Here is a 19575-nt window from a genome sequence, read left to right on the forward strand (position 1 = left end):
ATTTTAAAGCATTAGACTAGAAAGGGTTAAAATCAGGAACTAAAAAAAATTAAAATAATTTGTGTTAATATCATTTAAAAATGTCATATTTGACGAAATTAATTATAATAATTTTTTAATTTATTATTAATTTTATGACAAAAATACGAACAAGATTTGCTCCAAGCCCGACTGGGTCTTTACATATAGGCAGTGTAAGAACTGTTGTTTTTGATTATCTTTTGGCAAAAAGCAAGGGGGGGGATTTTATTTTACGGATTGAAGATACAGATCAAAAAAGGCAAATAAAAGGAGCAATAAAAAATTTAATTGAAATTTTAGATTGGCTGGGAATAAAATTTGACGAAGGTCCTGTTGTTGGTGGAAAATTTAGTCCTTATATTCAGACTGAACGGCTTGATATTTATAAAAAATATATTGATCAACTTCTTAAAAAAGGAGAAGCTTATTATTGTTTTTGTTCTGAAAATAGATTAAAAGGATTGCGTGAAACACAAATCAAAAATAAACAAGCGCCAAGATATGACAATCATTGCAGAAATTTGAAGCCAGAGGAAGTTGAAGCAAAAATAAAATCAGGAGAAAAATTTGTTATCAGACAAAAAATGCCGTTAGGAGGGAAAACAGAAGTTTTTGACGAATTAAGAGGAAAAATAGAATTTGACAATAAAGAATTAGAAGATCAAATTTTAATGAAAGCAAATCAAATTCCAACTTATCAGTTTGCCAGCGTTGTCGATGATTATCTAATGGAGATTTCAGATGTTATCAGGGGAGCTGAATGGATTCCGTCGTTTCCTAAAAATATTCTGCTTTATAAAGCGTTTGGCTGGCAATCGCCAAGATTTATTCATATTCCCTTGACAATGAGTCCAAACGGTGGAAAATTAAGCAAAAGAGACGGGGATACAACTGTTGAAGATTACAGAAGAAAAGGCTATCTTCCAGAAGCGTTAATAAATTTTTCAGCGCTTTTAGGTTGGCATCCAAAAGATAACAGAGAGATTTTTACCTTGGAAGAGCTGGTAAAAGAATTTTCATTAAAAGGAATGGGGGTCAGTTCGGCTGTTTTTGATATTAATAAATTGAAATGGATAAATGGCGAGCATATTAGGAAAAAAAGTTTGAAGGAATTCCATAAAATGGCTTTACCATATTATAAAGAATTTAAAAAAGATTTGGATTTTTTTGAAATAAGCAGAATTTTGCAAAATAGAACAGAAATTTTAAGCAATATTCCAGAAATGATAGAATTTTTTAACAATCTCCAAAAATACAATATTGATTTGTTTGTGAATAAAAAAATGAAAACAGACAAACAAATTTCTTTAAAAGCTCTTGAAAAATCAATTTCTGTTTTAGAAAATATAAAAAATTGGAATCAGGAAACAATAAAAGAAAAACTTTTGAATTTAGTAGAAGAGATTGGATGTAAAAATGGACAAGTGCTTTGGCCGATCAGAATCGCTTTAAGCGGAAAACAGTTTACTCCAGGTGGCGCCATTGAAATCGCTTTTATCTTAGGAAAAGAAGAATGTATAAAAAGAATTAAAATAGGAATAGAAAAATTGATGTAAAATTGATTAACGAGCATATCTCAAAAAAATTATATTTATGGCTAAAAGAACAATATCTAAAAAAATAAAAAATTTTGTTTTTAATTATCTTCAATATCTTAAAGACGATGGTTTATCTATTGAAAAAACGTTTATTTACGCTAAAGGGGTTTAAAATAAATGGAGTGATATTGATTTATGTGTTATTTCTTTGAAGTTTAAAAATCAATTTGACGCGATGCGTTATCTTCTGCTAAAATCGTATAATATAGACGCAATTATTGAACCACATCCTTACCATCCGCGCGATTTTGTTAATGAAGATCCTTTGGTTTGGGAAATAAAAAAAACGGGAATTGAAATTTCTTTTAAAAAAATAAAGTCAAAAAAAATTAAAAAATAGATTATCTTGACATCAAATTTTTTTGATATTATTGTATTAATAGATTAAGAAGCAAAAAATATATTGCTTTAAGTTTTATTTTTTTGTGTATTAAATTCATATATTTAATAAGTTTGGATAATATTTATTAGCCTAAATAAATAATTTTTTTTGTTATCGTAGAATAATGCTCGGAGTTTAAATTAGATGTTTTGAATTTAAAAGTTTTGAATTTTGGTTATTGTAATTTATTTGGAATTTGAAAATTGTAATTTGTAATTTTTTTAAAAAATTGTAATTTTAATTCGAATTATATCTTATTCGTGTCATTCGCATAAATTCGCGGATTCGCATTATATTTATATGTTTAAAAATATATTTTCAAAATTAGTTTACAGAGGAGAAAAAAGCAACAGAAGAAAATATCGCCTTACAGTATTGGCAATTATTATTGTCGCTGTTTTTTGTTTTTGTTATGTAACGCCGAATTATTATGATAAAATTATTGATTGGCTAAATCCTAAGATAGGTCAGAATTTTCCGCATTTTATTAAAACGCCTTTTCGTTTAGGTCTTGATTTGCAGGGCGGAACGCACTTAGTATATGAAGCTGATGTTTTAAAGATTGAAGGCGAAACAAGCGAACAGGGTTTGGCGTTAGAAGGGGTTAGAGATGTTATTGAAAGAAGAGTTAACGCCTTTGGAGTTTCTGAACCAATAGTGCAAACCAATCATTCAGGCGATAATTGGAGGCTTATTGTTGAGTTAGCTGGCGTGCATAATGTTGATCAAGCAATTAAAATGATTGGGGAAACTCCGATTTTAGAATTTAAAGAAGAAAATCATGAGCCTTCCCGCGAATTAACAGAAAAAGAAAGCAAAGAGATGAAAGAATTTAATAATAAAGCTCTTGAAACAGCAAAAGATATTGTTATAAAAATTAATGGAGGAGAAGACTTTGGAGAGCTGGCTAAAGAATTTTCTGAGGATCCAGGCAGTAAAGAACAAGGCGGGGAGCTGGGGTTTGCCCAAAAAGGAATGATGGTGCCTGAATTTGAAGAAGCCATTTTCGGAGATTTAGAAGTAGGAAAAATAACAGAAGAGCCAATAAAAACTCAATTTGGTTATCATATTATTAAAAAAGAAGAAATAAAAGGCGGTATACAGCCAGACGGGGTTGACAACACGGAAGTTAGGTCAGCTCATATTTTGATTAGAACAAAATTAGAGGCTGATTTTGTGCCTCCTGTTGATCCTTGGAAAAACACAGGTCTTTCAGGAAAACAGCTTGTGAAAAGCCAAGTTGAATTTGATCCTAACACAAATGAGCCAGAAGTAGGACTGATATTTGATGACGAAGGAAAAGATTTATTTTCTGAGATCACAAAAAGAAATGTTGGCAAAAAGGTTGCGATATTTTTAGATGGAATGCCATTAAGTATACCTGTTGTTAATGAACAGATTCGCGACGGCAGAGCTGTTATTTCTGGAGGTTTTGACATTAAAGAAGCGAAAAAATTGTCGCAAAGGTTGAATGCTGGAGCTTTGCCTGTTCCGATCACTTTAATCAGCCAGAATACTGTTGGAGCAAGTTTAGGGCAAGCATCTTTAGACAAAAGTTTAAAAGCTGGCATTTGGGGTTTTTGCGCGATAATAATTTTTTTGTTGATTGTTTACAGGTTAAAAGGATTAGTTGCTGCGATAGCTTTAATTATTTACGCTGTTTTTACTCTGTCTTTATTTAAACTGTTTGGAATTACTTTAACATTAGCGGGATTAGCGGGATTAGTGCTGTCAATTGGAATGGCTGTTGACGCGAACGTTCTAATTTTTGAACGGATGAAAGAGGAAAAACATTTAGGCAAAACAGGGCTAAGACTTATTGATGACGGATTTTCAAGGGCATGGACATCAATTCGCGACGGAAATATCTCAACACTGCTTACATGTTTAATTTTGATTTGGTTTTCCACGAGTATGGTAAAGGGTTTCGCAATTACTTTAATCATCGGCATATTAATGAGTATGTTCAGCGCGGTTGTTGTGACTATGTTTTTATTAAAAGGTTTTACAAGAAAATAATTTTTTACATATCATTCTTAATATTTTTTAACATTGTCATTCTGAACTTGATTCAGAATCTGTAAATTTTAAAATAGATTCCGTGTCAAGCACGGAATGACAAATAGCTGTTATTCTCAGTATTGTCATCCTCAACTTGATTGTGGATTGACTGGGAATTTATCAACTTCATTTATGATAAATATTATAAATTATAGAAAAATATATTTTATTCTTTCAGGTATTTTAGTTACCGTAAGTATTTTTGCTTTTGGATTTTGGGGATTGAATCTTGGAATTGATTTTACTGGCGGGAGTTTATTGGAAATTGAATATGTTGATGACAGGCCTCGAATAAGCGCAATTCAAGAAAAATTGGCCAGTTTAGAATTAGGAGATGTTGTTGTCCAGCCAATTGGAGATAAATCTATGTTGTTGCGTTTTAAGTCAGTGAGCGAGGAAGAGCATCAAAATATTTTAAACAGATTGAGAGAAAATAATAAATCAGAAGAAAAAAATAAAGACTTGGCTGATGTTGAAGAAATAGAAAAAGAAGAAATAATAGAATCTATTGAAACAGGTGGGGGAAGTAATAAAATAATTGAAAAACGCTTTGATTCAATTGGTCCTGTTATCGGGCAGGAGTTAAAGAAAAAAACAATTTACGCTATTATGATCGCGCTTGTTGTTATTATTCTTTATATTGCGTGGGCTTTTAGAAAAGTTTCTAATCCTATATCTTCATGGAAATATGGAGTAATAGCTATTGTTGCTCTTTTTCATGATATTATTATCGTAGTCGGCATTTTTGTTTTTTTAGGAAAATTTTGTTCAATAGAAATTAACACTCCTTTTGTCGCGGCATTGCTTACGATTTTAGGATATTCAGTAAATGATACAATTGTTATTTTTGATAGAGTCAGGGAAAATTTAAAAAATTATGATTATAATTTTGAAAATACAATTAACAAAAGCGTAAATCAAAATTTATTAAGATCTTTTTATACATCTCTTACTACACTGTTAGTTCTTTTCTCTTTGTTATTTTTTGGAGGAGACACGATAAAAAGTTTTGTGCTGGTATTAATAGCGGGCATTATTTCTGGAACATATTCTTCAATCTTTTTGGCAAGCCCGTTGTTGGCTGTTTGGGAAAAAATAAATAAAAAATAAATTGATTTTTAAAATAAATAAACAGGCTATTCAATTTTGAATAGCCATTTTTTTGTTTTTATTAAAATAAAAAATATGTTAGAATAAATAAAAGAAAGTTTATTTTACATTTTTAATTTTAATTTTATGAATTTTTGTCCTAATCCGAACAAAAAATTGAATATTAAAACTAAGTATGGCGAGTTTAGCCGTTTTCCAATTAAAACAAATTTGATAAAACCAGACGATAATGTATTTGATTCTATAAAAAAATACGCCTTGCCTTATATTAAAGATAATGATATACTTTTTATAAGCGAAAAAGTTATTGCTGTCACGCAGGGGCGTTCTTATAGAATTTCAGATATTAAACCAACAAGATTAGCGACTTTTTTAAGCAGATTTGTTTACAGAAATCCCGGAGGAATAGGGTTGGCGATGCCTGAAACAATGCACTTGGCAATACAGGAAGTTGGAATTTTGCGGATTTTATTCGCCGCTTTTTGCGCTATGATAACCAAGCCGTTTAAAATTAAGGGAGTTTTTTATTTTATTGCCGGTGATGGCGCAAGATCTATAGATGGACCTGTTCCTTACGCGATTCCTCCTTATAATGAATACGCTAGCAAAGGTCCTGAAAATCCACAAAAAGTTATCAAAGAAATTGAAGAAAAATTTCACATTAAGACAGCAATTATTGACGCTAATGATTTAGGAATAAGAATTTTAGGAGCAAGCAAGGGAATTTCTAAAAAAATGTTAAGCAAGGCCTTGATTGATAATCCTTTGGGACAGTGCGACGAATCAACTCCAATGGGAATTTTGCGAAGAATATAATAATCTAATCCTTTCCTTATTTAAATTCATAGATTAAAAAGCAATTTGATAAAAAATCTATTTTAAAATTTATCTTGAATTTTTTTTAAAATGTTATAAAATTAATTAAACGACAATTTTAATTTAATTTTATTTATTACTTTTTAATATATTATATTTATTTATGAAATTTTTTTTTGGCAGGCATAAAAAATTTATTATTTTTATCATTATTCTTTTAATTGGAGGAGCGGTTGGCGCTAAGTATTTTTTAGTTGATGAGAAAATAAATTACGTTACCTCGAAAGTTAAAAAAGGAGATATAATCAATACAGTTTCTGTCACGGGATCAATAGTATCAGACATAATTACAGATCTTCATTTTGAAATAAACGGAAAATTAGAAAAAATTAATTTTAATGTCGGCGATAGCGTGAATAATGGAGATATTATAGCTGAGTTATCAGCTAATGATGAAAAAATACAGGTTCAAGAGGCAGAAGCGTCATTAAACGCGGCTCAAGCGAATTTGAATTTGAAAAGAGCGGGAGCTACATTGGAAGACATAAGAGTGGCTGAAACTAACGTAGCTTCAGCGGAGGTAGCTTTAAAAATTGCTAAAACAAATTTAACAAATACAGAGGCTTCTGGGGCAGAGGACATAAGAAAAGCAGAGTTGGATTTGCAAAATTCAGAACTTTCTTTGCTGTCATCTCAAATAGATATGGATAATAGTGAGATTAGTTTGTCAAATATTGTTGAACAGAATCAACAATCAGTTGATAGCGCGTACGAAGCATTAAAGGTTACTATGGAAAAAAATTTATTGAAAATTTATGATTACTTGATTGACATGGATGAAATTCTTGGCGTGGATGACGAAGACGTAAATGACAGCTTTGAATCGTCTTTGGGTATTTTAAAAAGCACAAGTCTTGAACGCGCGCAAACAGCTTATAGAATCGCAAAAAATAATTATATTGTTGTTGATGAGGAATTTATTGGATTAGAAGAAAATAGTTCTTCTGAAAAAATAAAATCGGTCGCTGATGATATTGACTCAGCTTTGCGTTTAATTGATACTGCTTTGTTGAAAACAAGAGTTTTGTTGAATAATTCTGTTGTATCATCTAATTTAACATCAACAATGTTAAGCGCTTTTAAATCAACCATTGACACTGGCAGGACAGGAATTAACACAGAAGCGAGTAATTTACAGACAAAAAAACAGGCATTAAATTCAGCTGAAATTTCTCAGAAATATAATATTGACACAGCGCAAGCCGTTTATGATATAGCAAAAAGTAATTATGAGAAAGCGCAAAAATCAAAAGAAATATCTGAACATAATTTAAGCACAACAAAGATAGATGTTGAAAATTTTATTAATAGCGCGGAATTAGAAATAGAATTAAAAACAAAAGCTTTAGAAACAGCAAAAGCTTCTTATAACTTTAAAAAGGCGCCTCCAAGAAAGGTTGATGTTGCCAGTTTAGAAGCTCAAGTTGTTCAAGCTCAAGCAGCGTTAAGTCTTGCAAAAAAGAATTTAGAAAAAACTAAATTAAAAGCTCCAAGCAACGGCATAATAATTAATATTAACGGAGAGTTAGGTGAAAACATCTCCATTTCAACTAATTTCGCTGTTATGATTTCGCAACAGCTTATTATTGAAGCAGATGTATCAGAAACTGACATTAGCAAAATTAAAATCAGCCAGCCTGTTAATATAACTTTTGACGCTTTTGGAGATGATAAAAAGTTTTTAGGCGATCTATTTTTTATTGATCCTGCTGAAACAAGAATTCAAGATGTGATATATTATAAAATAAAAATCGCTTTAAATGATAGACACGGCAAATCAATTCGTTCAGGTATGACAGCTAATATTGACATTTTAGCTGAAAGCAGAAAAGACGCGCTGTTTATTCCTCAAAGAACGATTATAGAAAAAGATGGCAACAAAATTGTTAAAATTTTAAAAAATGGAGATGTAAGGGAAACAAGAGTCGCGACGGGCATTAGGGGAGACGGCGGTGTAATAGAAATAATTTCAGGTTTGATGGAAGGGCAGGATGTAGTTGTTTCAATTAAAAAGTAATTTTAAACATTTTAAAATGTCAATTCCAGTCATAAATGTTAAAGATTTAAAAAAAGAATACCGCAATGAAGAAATAATAACAAAAGTTTTGCGCGGTGTTTCTTTTTTTATTAACAAAGGAGAATTTGTGGCGATTATGGGGCCTTCAGGAAGCGGAAAATCCACTTTAATGCATATTTTAGGATTTTTAGACAAGCCAACATCAGGCAAATATGAATTTGCTGGCAAAAACGTTGTTGATTTAGAAGATAATGAATTGGCGAAATTGCGTAATAAAAAAGCAGGTTTTGTTTTTCAATCTTTTAATCTTTTGCCAAGGACAACTGTTATAGAAAATGTAAAATTGCCTCTTATTTACAGCAATGACACGAAAAATTTAAATGAAAAAGCAAAAAAAGTTTTAGAAATAGTCGGCTTGGGACATCGCTTGTATTATTTTTCAAACCAATTGTCAGGAGGAGAAAAACAAAGGGTCGCTATCGCGCGCGCTTTGGTTAACGACCCTGAAATTATTTTTGCTGACGAGCCAACAGGCAATTTGGATTCTAAGTCAGGCGTGCAAATTATGAGAATTTTACAAGAGCTGAATAATCAAGGGAAAACAATAATTCTGGTTACTCACGAAACTTACACTTCTGAACACGCAAGAAGAATAATTTATCTTGTTGACGGGAAAATTGTTTCTGACCAAAATGTGGAGCACAGAAGATTTGCGAAAGACGGCGAAGTATTAAAATAGGTTTATATTTTTATGGATTATTTTTACGCTATAATTTTTGGAATTATCCAAGGAGCGACTGAATTTATTCCAATCTCAAGTTCGGCTCATTTAATAATATTCCATAAAATAATAAACTTGCCGATTAATAATGAACTTGCGTTTGATGTTTTTTTGCATCTTGCGTCATTTTTGGCTATTATTATTTTTTTTAAAAAAGATATTTTTCAATTATGCAAATCTTTTTTTAAACAAGATAAAAACAGATTGCCATATTTAATAATTTTAGCGACAATTCCAGCCGCTGTCGCAGGATATTTTTTAGAAAATTTGATAGATAATAATTTTCGTTCTTTGCATACTATTTTTATAACTTTAATAATCGGCGGGTGTTTGTTTCTAATAGTCGAAAAAATAGGAAAGAAATTGTATAATTTAGATAAATTAAATTGGAAAAATTCTTTAATAATTGGTTTTGCGCAAGCATTGGCGATAATTCCGGGAGTTTCACGATCTGGAATTACGATAACAGCTGGAATGTTTTTTAATTTAAAACGTGAAACAGCTGTTCGTTTTTCTTTTTTGCTTTCCGCTCCAATAATTTTAGGCGCTTCAATAACACAAATTCCTCAATTAGATATTAGCGGTTTGCCGAAACAAGATATTTATATATTGTTAATAGCTTTTATTTTTTCATTTTTATCGTCATTTTTCGCCATTAAATTTTTTATTTCTTTTGTAAAAAAATATTCATTAAAAATTTTCGCTTATTACAGATTTATTTTAGCGCTAATAATTTTACTATTTTTAATTTTTTAATTTATAATTTTATGAGAAAAAAATTATTCTTAAGTATTTTTCTTTTTACGCTCACAATCGGATTAAGCGGATGTTATGTTCCGTTTTTAAAAAAAGAAATCACAATTCCATTTTTTGAAAAAAAGCCGGAAAAAGCAATCAGTTTAATGATGGACAAAATGAGCGATCTGAAAACAGTAAAGTATAAAACAAATATTGCTGTTAAAATGCGTATGGATCCGTCTAAAATGGAAAATAGCCCTTTGTCATTTTTAAACAACGGCGCGAAACCAAAAGTTTTAGGCAAAAGCGTTTCGGCTTTTGATGATATGGGTATCTTGCCAATACCTGATAATAATATGAATATGCCGATACTTGGCGATGGTCCAACGGATTTTAAATATAATATTTTTTTATCTGGGGCGAGTGATAATAGAGACAAAAATAATTTAAAGAACGAAACAGAATTTGATTTTAATTTTGATATTGGCGGAATGGCAATGAGCGTTAAAGGCGAGACAAAAGTTGTTGATAAAAAAATTTATTTTAAAATAAATCAATTACCGATTTTAGTTGCTCCAATGTTTGGAGAATTCAGTAATAAATGGTATGAATTAGATATAGAAGAATTACAGGAATTTCAAAAACAGAAAATGGAAAAAGCAGGCGTAGAAACAGATTCAGAAAGTTTTGATTTTGAAAAAAACAGCAAGAAAATAAAAGAGCTTGCGAAAAAAATAAATAAATTAATAAAAGATAATGAATTGATTTCAGTTGATAAAAGATTAAAAGACGAAAAAATAGACAATAAAAAATGTTATCATTATCAAACAAGCGTAAATAAAAATAATTTAGATAAATTTATAAAAGGATTTATAAAAATAATAGGACAAACATTTATAGAAGAAAAAATAGATAATGAAAAATTTGATGAAGTTATAAATAACCCAAAATTCAATTCTTTTATTAACAATTTATATGAAATAATTCAAACAACAAAAATAGAGTTTTGGATAGATAAAAAAGATTTTTATTTGCGAAAATCAAAATTTAATTTCCAGCTTGATTTCGCGAAGATAGAAGTTAATAAACAAAAAATGCCAAAAGACTTTGCGAATGTTGAAATCAGCGGAGATTTGCTTTATTCAGATTTTAACAAGCCTCTAAATATTGTACCGCCTGTTGATCCTAAATCTTTAATAGAAGAAATAAAATTAGAAATGGGGAAAATAGGACAAGTAATATTCAAGCAACCTGGAATACCAAAGAAAGATTTTATTGACACAGATAACGACGGATTAACTGATGAAGAGGAAAAATTTTACGGTACAAGCATAATCAGTCCTGATACTGATGGAGACGGATATTCAGATTATGACGAAATTCAAAATAATTATAATCCTTTGGGGCAGGGGAAATTAAATCAAAACAATAATTAGTCAATTGCTAATTAAAGATAAAAAAAGCAATGACTGTAAAAGATGAGATACATAGGTAACACTCTAAATTTGCCTAAAATTAAAAAATCAGGCAAAATAGAGTGTTAAATCATAATTTATGTATTAATATGTATTATTAAAAAACTTATCAAATCAGAGAATTAAAAAATGAATGGTCTTTTTTAAAATTCAAATCAATTAAACTTTTAAACAAATATGAACGATGGAAAAAGGTAACTAAAATATTAAAAGTTTCTAGAGAAGCAATAAACAGATTAGAATGGATTATATATTATTTTGAAAAATCAGAAAAGGATGCGTCTAAAATAGCAAGACATTTTGGAATTTTAAGAAAAACATTTTATAAATGGTTTAAGAAGTTTGATGAAAATAATCTTTATACAATATATCTTTTGCAAGATAAATCAAAAGCTCCGTAAAAAACAAGGCAAAGAGAAATAACTCAATTATAAGAAAACAGCTAACTATATTATTTGTTTAGACACAATTATAATTTATTGGAACGGGCTAAAACGATATATTTTTACCGAAATTGACAAATCCGGCAAATTCGCTTACGCAAGAATGTATAAAACAAAAAGCACTTTAAACAGCAGAGACTTTCTTTATCGCTTGAATTATTTTTTAGATGGAAATATTCCAAGAGTCTGGCATGATAACGGGACTGAATTTAAAAAGTATTTTAAACAAGCTTGTAAAGAATTAAAAATTAAGCAATACTATTCAAGAGTGAGAACTCCAAAAGGCAATCCTGACAATGAACGGTTTAATCAAACGTTAGAAACTGAATTTATTGATTTGGGAAATTTTACAACTGATGCAACTAAATTTAACAAAAATTTTACTGAATGGCTTATTGAATATAACTTTCACAGACCGCATAAATCTTTAAATTACAAAACCCCGATGGAATATTCAAAAGTGTTACCTATGTGCTCATCTTGTATATTTGCTTGACTTTTATTTATTTTTTGTTAATATAATAATAACCGCAGATAATAGGCGCTTATAAAGCTTAATTTCCTATTGAGGTTTAAAATTAAACATTATTTTTTGTTTTATTTAAATTTCTGCGATTATTACGCGGTTTTTTTATTAATTTTATAAATAGTATGCCTAAAAATAAAGATCAAAAAAAACAAATTTTAGATTTAATAATTGATAAGCTTAAAATATCAAAAGCAGCGGTTTTTGTTGGTTTTAACGGCTTAAGCGTTAATGATTCCGAACAATTAAGAAATTTATGCAGAAAAAATGATTTAGAATATTTGGTCGCGAAAAAAACTTTGCTGAGTATAGCTTTAGATAAATTAAATTTAAAAACAGATGAAAAAGAAATTTTTTCAAATGAAGTGGCGATAATTTTTTCTTATTGTGATGAAATTACTGGAGCTAAAATAGTCAGTAAATTTGCGAAAGATAATGAGGCGGTAATTATCAAGGGTGGGATTTTTGAAAACGAAATTGTAAATTTATCAATGATAAAAAAGATAGCCAATATTCCTGGAAGACAAGAATTATACGCTAAATTGGTTGGAAGCTTAAACGCGCCTGTGAGCGGTTTTGTAAATGTTTTAAAAGGAAATTTAAGAGGATTTGTTCAAGTTTTAAATGCGATTAAAGAAAAAAAATAAATTATATAATTAATATTAATATTATAAAAAAAATTTATGAGTGAAGAAAAAAAACCACAAGAATCAGTGGAAAAAAAATTAGCAGATACTAAGGTTGAAGTTCCAACAAAATTTAAAAAAATTGTTGAAGAAATTGAAAAGATGAGTGTTTTAGATTTAGCGGAACTTGTCGGAATTTTAGAAGAAAAATTCGGAGTTTCAGCAGCAACTCCAATGATGGCCGCTCCAGTAGCTCAATCAGCAGAAGCTGGTGAAGCAGCAGAAGAGAAATCAGCTTTTGATGTTGAAGTAACTGAGGCTGGCGGAAATAAAATCGCGGTTATTAAAGCTATTCGCGAGATTACGGAAGTTGGGCTAAAAGACGCGAAAGATTTAGCGGACGCCGCTCCAAAAGTTATAAAAGAAGGAGTTGCGAAAGCTGACGCTGAGGGTATGAAAAAGAAATTAGAAGAAGCCGGAGCAAAAGTAACTTTGAAATAAAAATTCCAAAAATAAAAAAACTTTTATATTATGATATAGAAGTTTTTTTATTGGACTTATTTTTATAAAGATGGTAAATTAAATAAAGGAAGAATTAATATTGGGTTTTATATTTTAATTTTTGTCATTTTGAATAATGTCATGATGAATTTAATTCAGTACTATTTTAGAATCCGCCATCTTTTTTGTAGATTCTGAATCTTTGCCTGCCAGCAGGCAAGAAGTTCAGGATGACAAACCATGAGTTTAAATTTAAAAAAATAAACGCAATTTTTATGATTAACAAAAAGCTATTCCAGCATTTAAAAGAAAAACATAGCGATTACAGCAGATCGCGGAATATTTTAATCAAAGAAACAAATGTTATTTTGTCAGCTTCCAAACAGGCAATTTTTGCTTTTCATAGGGATGATATAAAAGATGGAAAAAGATTATTAAAACAAGCAGAAGAAGGTTTAAAAAGCATTGATCAGCGTTTTGTAAAAAAGAACGCGCATCTTTTATATGAGGGAAGTTTAAAAGCCGCGCAAGAGGAATTTATAGAAGCAAAATTTTTTAGCATTGTTTTGGCTAAAAAAAAGTTGGATTTGATAAAAGATATAGAGATTAATTTTGAAAGTTATTTTGGAGGGTTATGCGATTTAACAGGTGAACTTGTCAGAAAAGGAGTTAATATGGCTTCTGAAGGGAAAAATAAAGAAGTTTTTAGGCTGAGAAAAATTATAGAGGAAATTATTAAGGAACTGATTAAATTTAATTTAACAGGATATATCCGCGTTAAATACGATCAAGCCAAAAATAATCTTAGAAAAATAGAAAAAATTTGTTATGATATAAAATTAAAAAGATAATTATTTTGTTTTATGGCAAAAAAATTTGAAAATATTTTATCTCAGAATGAAGATGGGAAAATAACAGAGCAAAGCTTAGATGATCTTACCGAAGAATTAAGCATAGAGGTTAAAGCAGAAATTGATCGCGCGCGAACTAAAGATAAAAAAAGCTTGGGATATAATTGCGTTAAGGTGTTTAATAGAAAAGATATTTCATTGCCTTTAAGACCGCGATTATTTGAAAAGATAGAAAATGTAATAAAAAAAAGAAATAACAACGAAGATCCTGATTGGAGAATAGAAAGTTTTCACAGACATAAATTACGAGAGGAGAGAAGAGCTGGTCAAAGTTACATTGACAGCGATTTATAGAATTAAAATTTGAAGCAACTATCAGAATTAAAATAATTATTTTTATTTTAAATATTTTTTGTTTAATATATTTATGTTTAAAAAAACAAAAGTTAAAACAAATTCAAAAGTTAAAAATAAAAAAGTTAAAACTGTTAAACTTGTTAAAAAAGTTAAAGCTAAACCAACAGTTAAAATTGTTAAGAAAGAGAATCAGACAAAAAAAATAAAACATATTGTTAAAAAAAGCAAAATCCTTAAGAAAAAAATTGTTAAAACAGCTGTTAAAAAACAGAAAGTAAAAAAAGTAATGCCAAAGATTGAAATAGTAAAGCCAGCGCAAGAAAAACTTGACGAATTATTTCACAAAGTTAAAAATAGAGGTTTTATTACTGAAAAGGAAATATTTTATATTTTTCCTTATATGGAGCATTATATTGATTTTGTGGAGGATTTTTTGGAAAAAATTGAAATTGCCGGCATAAAAATTGTTGATAATTTAGGGGGTATATTGCGAAAGGAGGATGAAAGAAATAAAATTTTTGCGGAAATTAGAACAAGCAATAATGATAAAAAATTTGATTTAGGAATAATTTCTGCTGATTCTATTCAGATGTATTTGCGCGAAATAGGGAAAGTTCCTCTTTTAAGCCAAGAAGAAGAAATTGAACTGGCAAAAAAGAAAGAAAAAGGCGATACAGCGGCTGAAATGAAGATTTTGCAAGCGAATTTAAGGCTGGTTGTTTCCATTGCCAAAAAATTTACTGGCAGAAAGTTATCATTATTGGATTTGATTCAAGAAGGAAATATAGGGCTTTTTAGGGCAGTGCAAAAATTTGAATATAGAAAAGGATATAAATTTTCAACATACGCCACATGGTGGATCCGCCAGGCAATTACACGTTCTTTAGCGGATCAATCAAGAACAATAAGAATTCCAGTGCATATGGTTGAGACTATAAATCGTTTTAAGCAAGCGCAAAGGCAATTAATTCAAACGCTTGGAAGGGAGCCATTACCTGAAGAGATCGCGGCTGAAATGGGAGAGGATTTAGAAAAAGTGCAGCATATTATAAAAATTTCACAGGATACGATTTCCTTGGAAACATCAGTAGGCGATGATGATGATGACAGCACTTTAGAAAATTTTATTGAAGATGTGAAAACAATCGCTCCTGACAGAGCGGCAGGCTTGCAATTATTGAAAAAGTATGTAATAGATGTTATAAAAGAGCTATCTCCAAGGGAGAAAAAAATATTAGAAATGCGTTTTGGCTTGACTGACGGAGTTACTCATACATTAGAAGAGGTCGGGCAGGAATTTGGCGTAACAAGAGAGCGAATCAGGCAAATTGAAGCAAAATCATTAAAAAAAATGGGCGAGATAGAAGGAGTTGAAAAGTTAAAAGATTATATATAAATCGCGCAAGAATTTATTAAAATTTTTCCTTGATAGGATTAACGCGGAATTTAACGCAAAAAGTAATGGAAAGAAAATATATTAAAATTAATTAATTTTTAAAAACAAAAATATGCAAAATCAAAACAAAAATAAAATTTTAGACGAAGAAATAAAATTAAATGAAGAGTTAGAAGAAGAATTAGAAATTAAAGAGGAAAATGATTTCAATAAAAGTGAATTAAAAATAGAGCAAGACGAATCAACGGATAAAAATAAGGAAGATGATTTATCAGATCGAACAAAAGAAGACAGTAATAAAGGCAAAAATGATGATATTAACGAAAAAATAGAGTATGTTAAAATTCAGCTTTTAAAAATAGAAAGCCAAGCAAAGCAAGCCTTAAAGTATTTAGAAAGTGTTCATGGCTTACCTGGCAAAACAGAATTTTCACAATATGAGGAGAAAAAAGCTGATTTAGCTGAAACGAAAGAAACAGAAGGCCAAAAAATTATAGAAGGAGTTTTTAACGGCGAAGAAATGGTGGGGGCAGACGGCAAACGTTATAGCATTTCGTCAAATTACGCGTCAAAATCAAAATTAGTGGAAGGAGACGTGTTAAAGCTGATTATTGATTCTGACGGAACTTTTGTTTATAAACAGATCGGGCCAATTGAGCGGAAAAGAGTATTCTGCGCTTTAATTCAAAACAAAGAAAATAATCAATATTACGCTATGGAGGACGGAGACAGATGGAAAATTTTAAAAGCGTCAGTCACATATTTTAAAGGCGAAGTAGGGGATGAAATAATTATTTTAATTCCCAAGGAACATAAAAGCCAATGGGCGGCTGTGGAAAATATAGTGAAAAAAGCATAAATTTAATTGATTATTTTATTCTAATAATTTTAACCATCCTAATAATTTTATTTTTATGGCTGTTTTATACCAAAAATACAGGCCGGGTTTTTTTTCTGAAGTTGTCGGACAAGAGCATATAAAAAAAATATTAACGCAAGAAATCAAAAAGGACAAAGTTGCTCATAGTTTTTTATTTGTCGGACCGCGCGGAATCGGCAAAACAACTTTAGCGCGAATTTTAGCAAAATCATTGAATTGCGAAAAAAGAAAAGCAGGAGAATTTGAGCCATGTAACAAATGCGCGAGCTGTAAATCAATTAACGCTGGAAGCGATTTAGACATAATAGAAATTGACGCGGCTTCGCACACGGGAGTTGACAATGTTCGGGAAAATATTATTTCTGTCTCTAGAACAGCCCCCGCGTTGAATAAGCATAAGGTTTTTATTATTGACGAGGCGCATATGCTTTCAACATCAGCGTTTAACGCTTTGCTAAAAACCTTGGAAGAACCGCCAAAAAATATAATTTTTATTTTAGCAACAACGGAAATACAAAAAGTTCCGCTGACTATAATTTCCAGATGCCAAAGATTTGATTTTAAAAAAATATCTTTTAACGATACTTTAAAATGTTTGGAAAAAATATGCGATAGCGAAAAAGTAAAAGTTGATATAGATGTTTTAAAAAATATCGCTTATATTTCAGAGGGATGTTTGCGCGACGCTGAAAGCTTGCTAAGCCAGATTTTAATATTAGGCGACAAAAAAATAACAAAAGAGCAGGCAGGGGCAATTATTCCGACAACAGACATAGGTTTGATTTTTTCATTAATGGAATTTTTGATAAAAGGCAACGCGAAAGAAAGCATTGAATTAATTAATAATTCTTTAAGTAAAGGAGTTGATTTGCCAATATTGTCGCAAAGTTTAATTGAATTATTGAGAAAAATTTTATTGTATAAGATTGATCCAAACTTAGAAGAATTCAGCAGAGAATTTGATAATGAAAACAAAAAAAAGGTTGATGGTTTCAGCCAGAAATTAGATGAAAAACAGATTTGTTTAATGATTGAAATATTTAATAAGCGTTTGTTAGAAATAGAATCAGCGAAAATTATTCAATTGCCGTTAGAAATGGCAGTAATTGAAATTTGTTTGTTGTTTGGCAGTGATAAAAAACAAAATATAGAAATAGAAAAAAATCGTGACAATGGAAAAATCAAAAATCAGAAGCATGTTCTGGGTGAAGCCGAAGGATCAAAAACCAAAAATAATTTATTAGATAATAAAAAAATTGATAATCCAGAAAAAGAAATCAGAATACAGGATATTCAATTTAATTGGTCAAGCATAATAGACGGAATTAAAAAATATAATAATTCTTTATCTTCTATATTAAGAACAAGCGTTTTGCGGAAAATTTCCAAAAATATTTTAACCCTTGCTTTTCAGTTTAAATTTCATCAAGAGAAAATAAAAGAATTGAAAAATAAAACTATTATTGAAAATATAATCAAAGAAAATGTCGGATGTTTAGTTAGAATTGACCCTGTTTTTGATAAAGAAATAAAAAATGATAATTCAAAAAATAGCAATAAAAATATTTTAGACGCAATGAATGAAGTTTTTGGAGATGACATCGCAAAGTAGAAAAATATGTCATTCGGGGATCGTCTAATGGTAGGACGGCTGGTTCTGGTCCAGTTAATCGGGGTTCAAATCCCTGTCCCCGAGCAAATATAATTTTTGTGTTTTATGGCAAATTAAAATTAAAGTTGTTGTTGACGATAAAATATGTTATTATAAAAAATAAGAATAATTCAAATAATTAATTTATGGATATTAGAAATAGTTCAAATAGAATTATATTAGTGATTTTTATATTAGCTGTTATTTTTTTGTTAATTGCTATAGCTTTTTCTTTTATATTTAAACATTAATTTTTTTAAAAAGCATTTTATGCAAAGAAAAATACATCCTTTAGCTCTTTTAATCATTCTTTTTATTTTAATTTCTATGTTGGGAAAAAATATTTTTCCTTTCTTAATTATTGCGGGCATTATTTTATTAATTATAAAAATTGCCGGCAAGAAAAAAATTATGGACAGAGAAAATGTGATTAATATGGATTCAAATATGAATTTTGATCCAAAACAATTTAAAAAAGGAGGAGTCGCTGTTTTAATTGTCGTGTTTTTGTTAATATTTGGAATTTTTTCAGTCGTGATTATTCCCGCCGGCGAAACAGGAGTATTTCATCTTTTTGGAAAAGTCCGCGACAAAGAAATGTCATCTGGTCTTCATTTCAAAAATCCTTTAGCTATGGTTACAAAAATGAGCATTAGAACTGAAGAATACACAATGAGTATTGTTAAAGGCGAAGGTCAGGTTAAAGCGACAGACGCTATTAAAGCTTTGACTAAGGAAGGGCTGGAGGTTGAATTAGATATGACAATTTTGTATCATTTGGAAGAAAACATGGCATCTAACATTTTTAAAAACGTCGGACTTAATTATGTGGAAAAAATAATCCGCCCAAGCATTAGAAGCGGTATAAGAGAAATAATCGCCAATTATGAAGCAAAAGATATTTATTCAGAAAAAAGGCAGGAAGCCGCGGGACAAATTTTGGAAAAATTGAAAAGTGATATTAATCCCAGAGGGATTGTTATTGAAGAAGTTTTATTGCGTAATGTAAATTTGCCGACAAAACTTTCAAACGCTATTCAGGAAAAATTAACTGCCGAGCAAGAGGCGCAAAGATATGATTTTATTCTGCAAAAAGAAGAAAAAGAAGCTGAAAGAAAAAGAATTGAAGCAGCTGGCCAGCGCGACGCGCAAAAAATTATTAATGAAAGTCTAACAACAAATTATTTGAATTATCTTTATATTAAGGATCTTAAAGACCGCGAAGGAACAATTTATATTCCAGTAAATCCGTCTACGGGGATGCCAATGTTTAAAGGATTATAAT

General features: G+C 29.9%; 18 protein-coding genes, 1 tRNA gene and 1 other annotated feature. All 19 genes read left to right on the forward strand.

Annotated features, from left to right (window positions below):
* Positions 1-134: 134 nt before the first annotated feature.
* Positions 135-1577, forward strand: coding sequence for a glutamate--tRNA ligase (gene gltX, locus U9O55_04155; GenBank protein ID MEA2088999.1), 1443 nt, complete (start codon positions 135-137; stop codon positions 1575-1577).
* 190 nt (positions 1578-1767) lie between these two features.
* Positions 1768-1959 carry a hypothetical protein gene (locus U9O55_04160; protein MEA2089000.1) on the forward strand — a complete coding sequence of 64 codons (192 nt, stop codon included), beginning with the start codon at positions 1768-1770 and terminating at the stop codon, positions 1957-1959.
* Positions 1960-2301: 342 nt separating this feature from the next.
* Entirely contained in the window at positions 2302-4020 is a 1719-nt protein-coding gene (secD, locus tag U9O55_04165) for a protein translocase subunit SecD (GenBank protein MEA2089001.1), read from the forward strand.
* A gap of 174 nt (positions 4021-4194) precedes the next feature.
* Entirely contained in the window at positions 4195-5172 is a 978-nt protein-coding gene (gene secF / locus U9O55_04170) for a protein translocase subunit SecF (GenBank protein ID MEA2089002.1), read from the forward strand.
* 126 nt (positions 5173-5298) lie between these two features.
* Positions 5299-5988 (forward strand): coenzyme F420-0:L-glutamate ligase, encoded by a 690-nt coding sequence (locus U9O55_04175; protein ID MEA2089003.1) that lies wholly within the window; start codon positions 5299-5301, stop codon positions 5986-5988.
* Positions 5989-6151: 163 nt separating this feature from the next.
* Entirely contained in the window at positions 6152-8065 is a 1914-nt protein-coding gene (locus U9O55_04180) for an efflux RND transporter periplasmic adaptor subunit (protein MEA2089004.1), read from the forward strand.
* Between the two features lie 16 nt (positions 8066-8081).
* Positions 8082-8804 (forward strand): ABC transporter ATP-binding protein, encoded by a 723-nt coding sequence (locus tag U9O55_04185; GenBank protein ID MEA2089005.1) that lies wholly within the window; start codon positions 8082-8084, stop codon positions 8802-8804.
* A 12-nt stretch (positions 8805-8816) separates the two neighbouring features.
* Positions 8817-9602, forward strand: a complete 786-nt coding sequence (gene uppP, locus U9O55_04190) for an undecaprenyl-diphosphatase UppP (GenBank protein ID MEA2089006.1) — start codon at positions 8817-8819, stop codon at positions 9600-9602.
* Positions 9603-9613: 11 nt separating this feature from the next.
* Positions 9614-11020, forward strand: a complete 1407-nt coding sequence (locus U9O55_04195; protein ID MEA2089007.1) for a hypothetical protein — start codon at positions 9614-9616, stop codon at positions 11018-11020.
* Positions 11021-11512: 492 nt separating this feature from the next.
* Positions 11513-11998, forward strand: a complete 486-nt coding sequence (locus U9O55_04200; protein ID MEA2089008.1) for an integrase core domain-containing protein — start codon at positions 11513-11515, stop codon at positions 11996-11998.
* 14 nt (positions 11999-12012) lie between these two features.
* Positions 12013-12144: a sequence feature (ribosomal protein L10 leader region), on the forward strand.
* A gap of 9 nt (positions 12145-12153) precedes the next feature.
* Entirely contained in the window at positions 12154-12675 is a 522-nt protein-coding gene (gene rplJ, locus U9O55_04205; GenBank protein ID MEA2089009.1) for a 50S ribosomal protein L10, read from the forward strand.
* 36 nt (positions 12676-12711) lie between these two features.
* On the forward strand, positions 12712-13155 hold the full coding sequence (gene rplL, locus U9O55_04210) for a 50S ribosomal protein L7/L12 (protein MEA2089010.1): 444 nt from the start codon (positions 12712-12714) through the stop codon (positions 13153-13155).
* Positions 13156-13430: 275 nt separating this feature from the next.
* A complete protein-coding gene (locus U9O55_04215) occupies positions 13431-14006 on the forward strand; it encodes a hypothetical protein (GenBank protein ID MEA2089011.1) in 576 nt (191 codons plus the stop codon).
* 12 nt (positions 14007-14018) lie between these two features.
* On the forward strand, positions 14019-14360 hold the full coding sequence (locus U9O55_04220; GenBank protein MEA2089012.1) for a hypothetical protein: 342 nt from the start codon (positions 14019-14021) through the stop codon (positions 14358-14360).
* Between the two features lie 73 nt (positions 14361-14433).
* On the forward strand, positions 14434-15759 hold the full coding sequence (locus U9O55_04225; protein ID MEA2089013.1) for a sigma-70 family RNA polymerase sigma factor: 1326 nt from the start codon (positions 14434-14436) through the stop codon (positions 15757-15759).
* Between the two features lie 112 nt (positions 15760-15871).
* Positions 15872-16618 (forward strand): hypothetical protein, encoded by a 747-nt coding sequence (locus U9O55_04230; GenBank protein MEA2089014.1) that lies wholly within the window; start codon positions 15872-15874, stop codon positions 16616-16618.
* A gap of 55 nt (positions 16619-16673) precedes the next feature.
* Complete coding sequence (gene dnaX, locus U9O55_04235) at positions 16674-18251, forward strand: DNA polymerase III subunit gamma/tau (GenBank protein MEA2089015.1); 1578 nt, start codon at positions 16674-16676, stop codon at positions 18249-18251.
* Between the two features lie 13 nt (positions 18252-18264).
* Positions 18265-18335 (forward strand) — tRNA-Gln (locus U9O55_04240).
* A 225-nt stretch (positions 18336-18560) separates the two neighbouring features.
* Positions 18561-19574 carry a prohibitin family protein gene (locus tag U9O55_04245; GenBank protein MEA2089016.1) on the forward strand — a complete coding sequence of 338 codons (1014 nt, stop codon included), beginning with the start codon at positions 18561-18563 and terminating at the stop codon, positions 19572-19574.
* Position 19575: the final 1 nt, after the last annotated feature.

The organism is Patescibacteria group bacterium (genome assembly GCA_034660655.1).
Lineage (GTDB): Bacteria > Patescibacteriota > Patescibacteriia > JAACEG01 > JAACEG01 > JAACEG01.

Bases quoted from the DNA above. Each gene is read 5' to 3' on its own strand.
- gltX (MEA2088999.1), top strand. From the start codon at position 135: ATGACAAAAATACGAACAAGATTTGCTCCAAGCCCGACTGGGTCTTTA.
- secD (MEA2089001.1), top strand. From the start codon at position 2,302: ATGTTTAAAAATATATTTTCAAAATTAGTTTACAGAGGAGAAAAAAGC.
- secF (MEA2089002.1), top strand. From the start codon at position 4,195: ATGATAAATATTATAAATTATAGAAAAATATATTTTATTCTTTCAGGT.
- U9O55_04175 (MEA2089003.1), top strand. From the start codon at position 5,299: ATGAATTTTTGTCCTAATCCGAACAAAAAATTGAATATTAAAACTAAG.
- U9O55_04180 (MEA2089004.1), top strand. From the start codon at position 6,152: ATGAAATTTTTTTTTGGCAGGCATAAAAAATTTATTATTTTTATCATT.
- U9O55_04185 (MEA2089005.1), top strand. From the start codon at position 8,082: ATGTCAATTCCAGTCATAAATGTTAAAGATTTAAAAAAAGAATACCGC.
- uppP (MEA2089006.1), top strand. From the start codon at position 8,817: ATGGATTATTTTTACGCTATAATTTTTGGAATTATCCAAGGAGCGACT.
- U9O55_04195 (MEA2089007.1), top strand. From the start codon at position 9,614: ATGAGAAAAAAATTATTCTTAAGTATTTTTCTTTTTACGCTCACAATC.
- rplJ (MEA2089009.1), top strand. From the start codon at position 12,154: ATGCCTAAAAATAAAGATCAAAAAAAACAAATTTTAGATTTAATAATT.
- rplL (MEA2089010.1), top strand. From the start codon at position 12,712: ATGAGTGAAGAAAAAAAACCACAAGAATCAGTGGAAAAAAAATTAGCA.
- U9O55_04215 (MEA2089011.1), top strand. From the start codon at position 13,431: ATGATTAACAAAAAGCTATTCCAGCATTTAAAAGAAAAACATAGCGAT.
- U9O55_04220 (MEA2089012.1), top strand. From the start codon at position 14,019: ATGGCAAAAAAATTTGAAAATATTTTATCTCAGAATGAAGATGGGAAA.
- U9O55_04225 (MEA2089013.1), top strand. From the start codon at position 14,434: ATGTTTAAAAAAACAAAAGTTAAAACAAATTCAAAAGTTAAAAATAAA.
- U9O55_04230 (MEA2089014.1), top strand. From the start codon at position 15,872: ATGCAAAATCAAAACAAAAATAAAATTTTAGACGAAGAAATAAAATTA.
- dnaX (MEA2089015.1), top strand. From the start codon at position 16,674: ATGGCTGTTTTATACCAAAAATACAGGCCGGGTTTTTTTTCTGAAGTT.
- U9O55_04245 (MEA2089016.1), top strand. From the start codon at position 18,561: ATGCAAAGAAAAATACATCCTTTAGCTCTTTTAATCATTCTTTTTATT.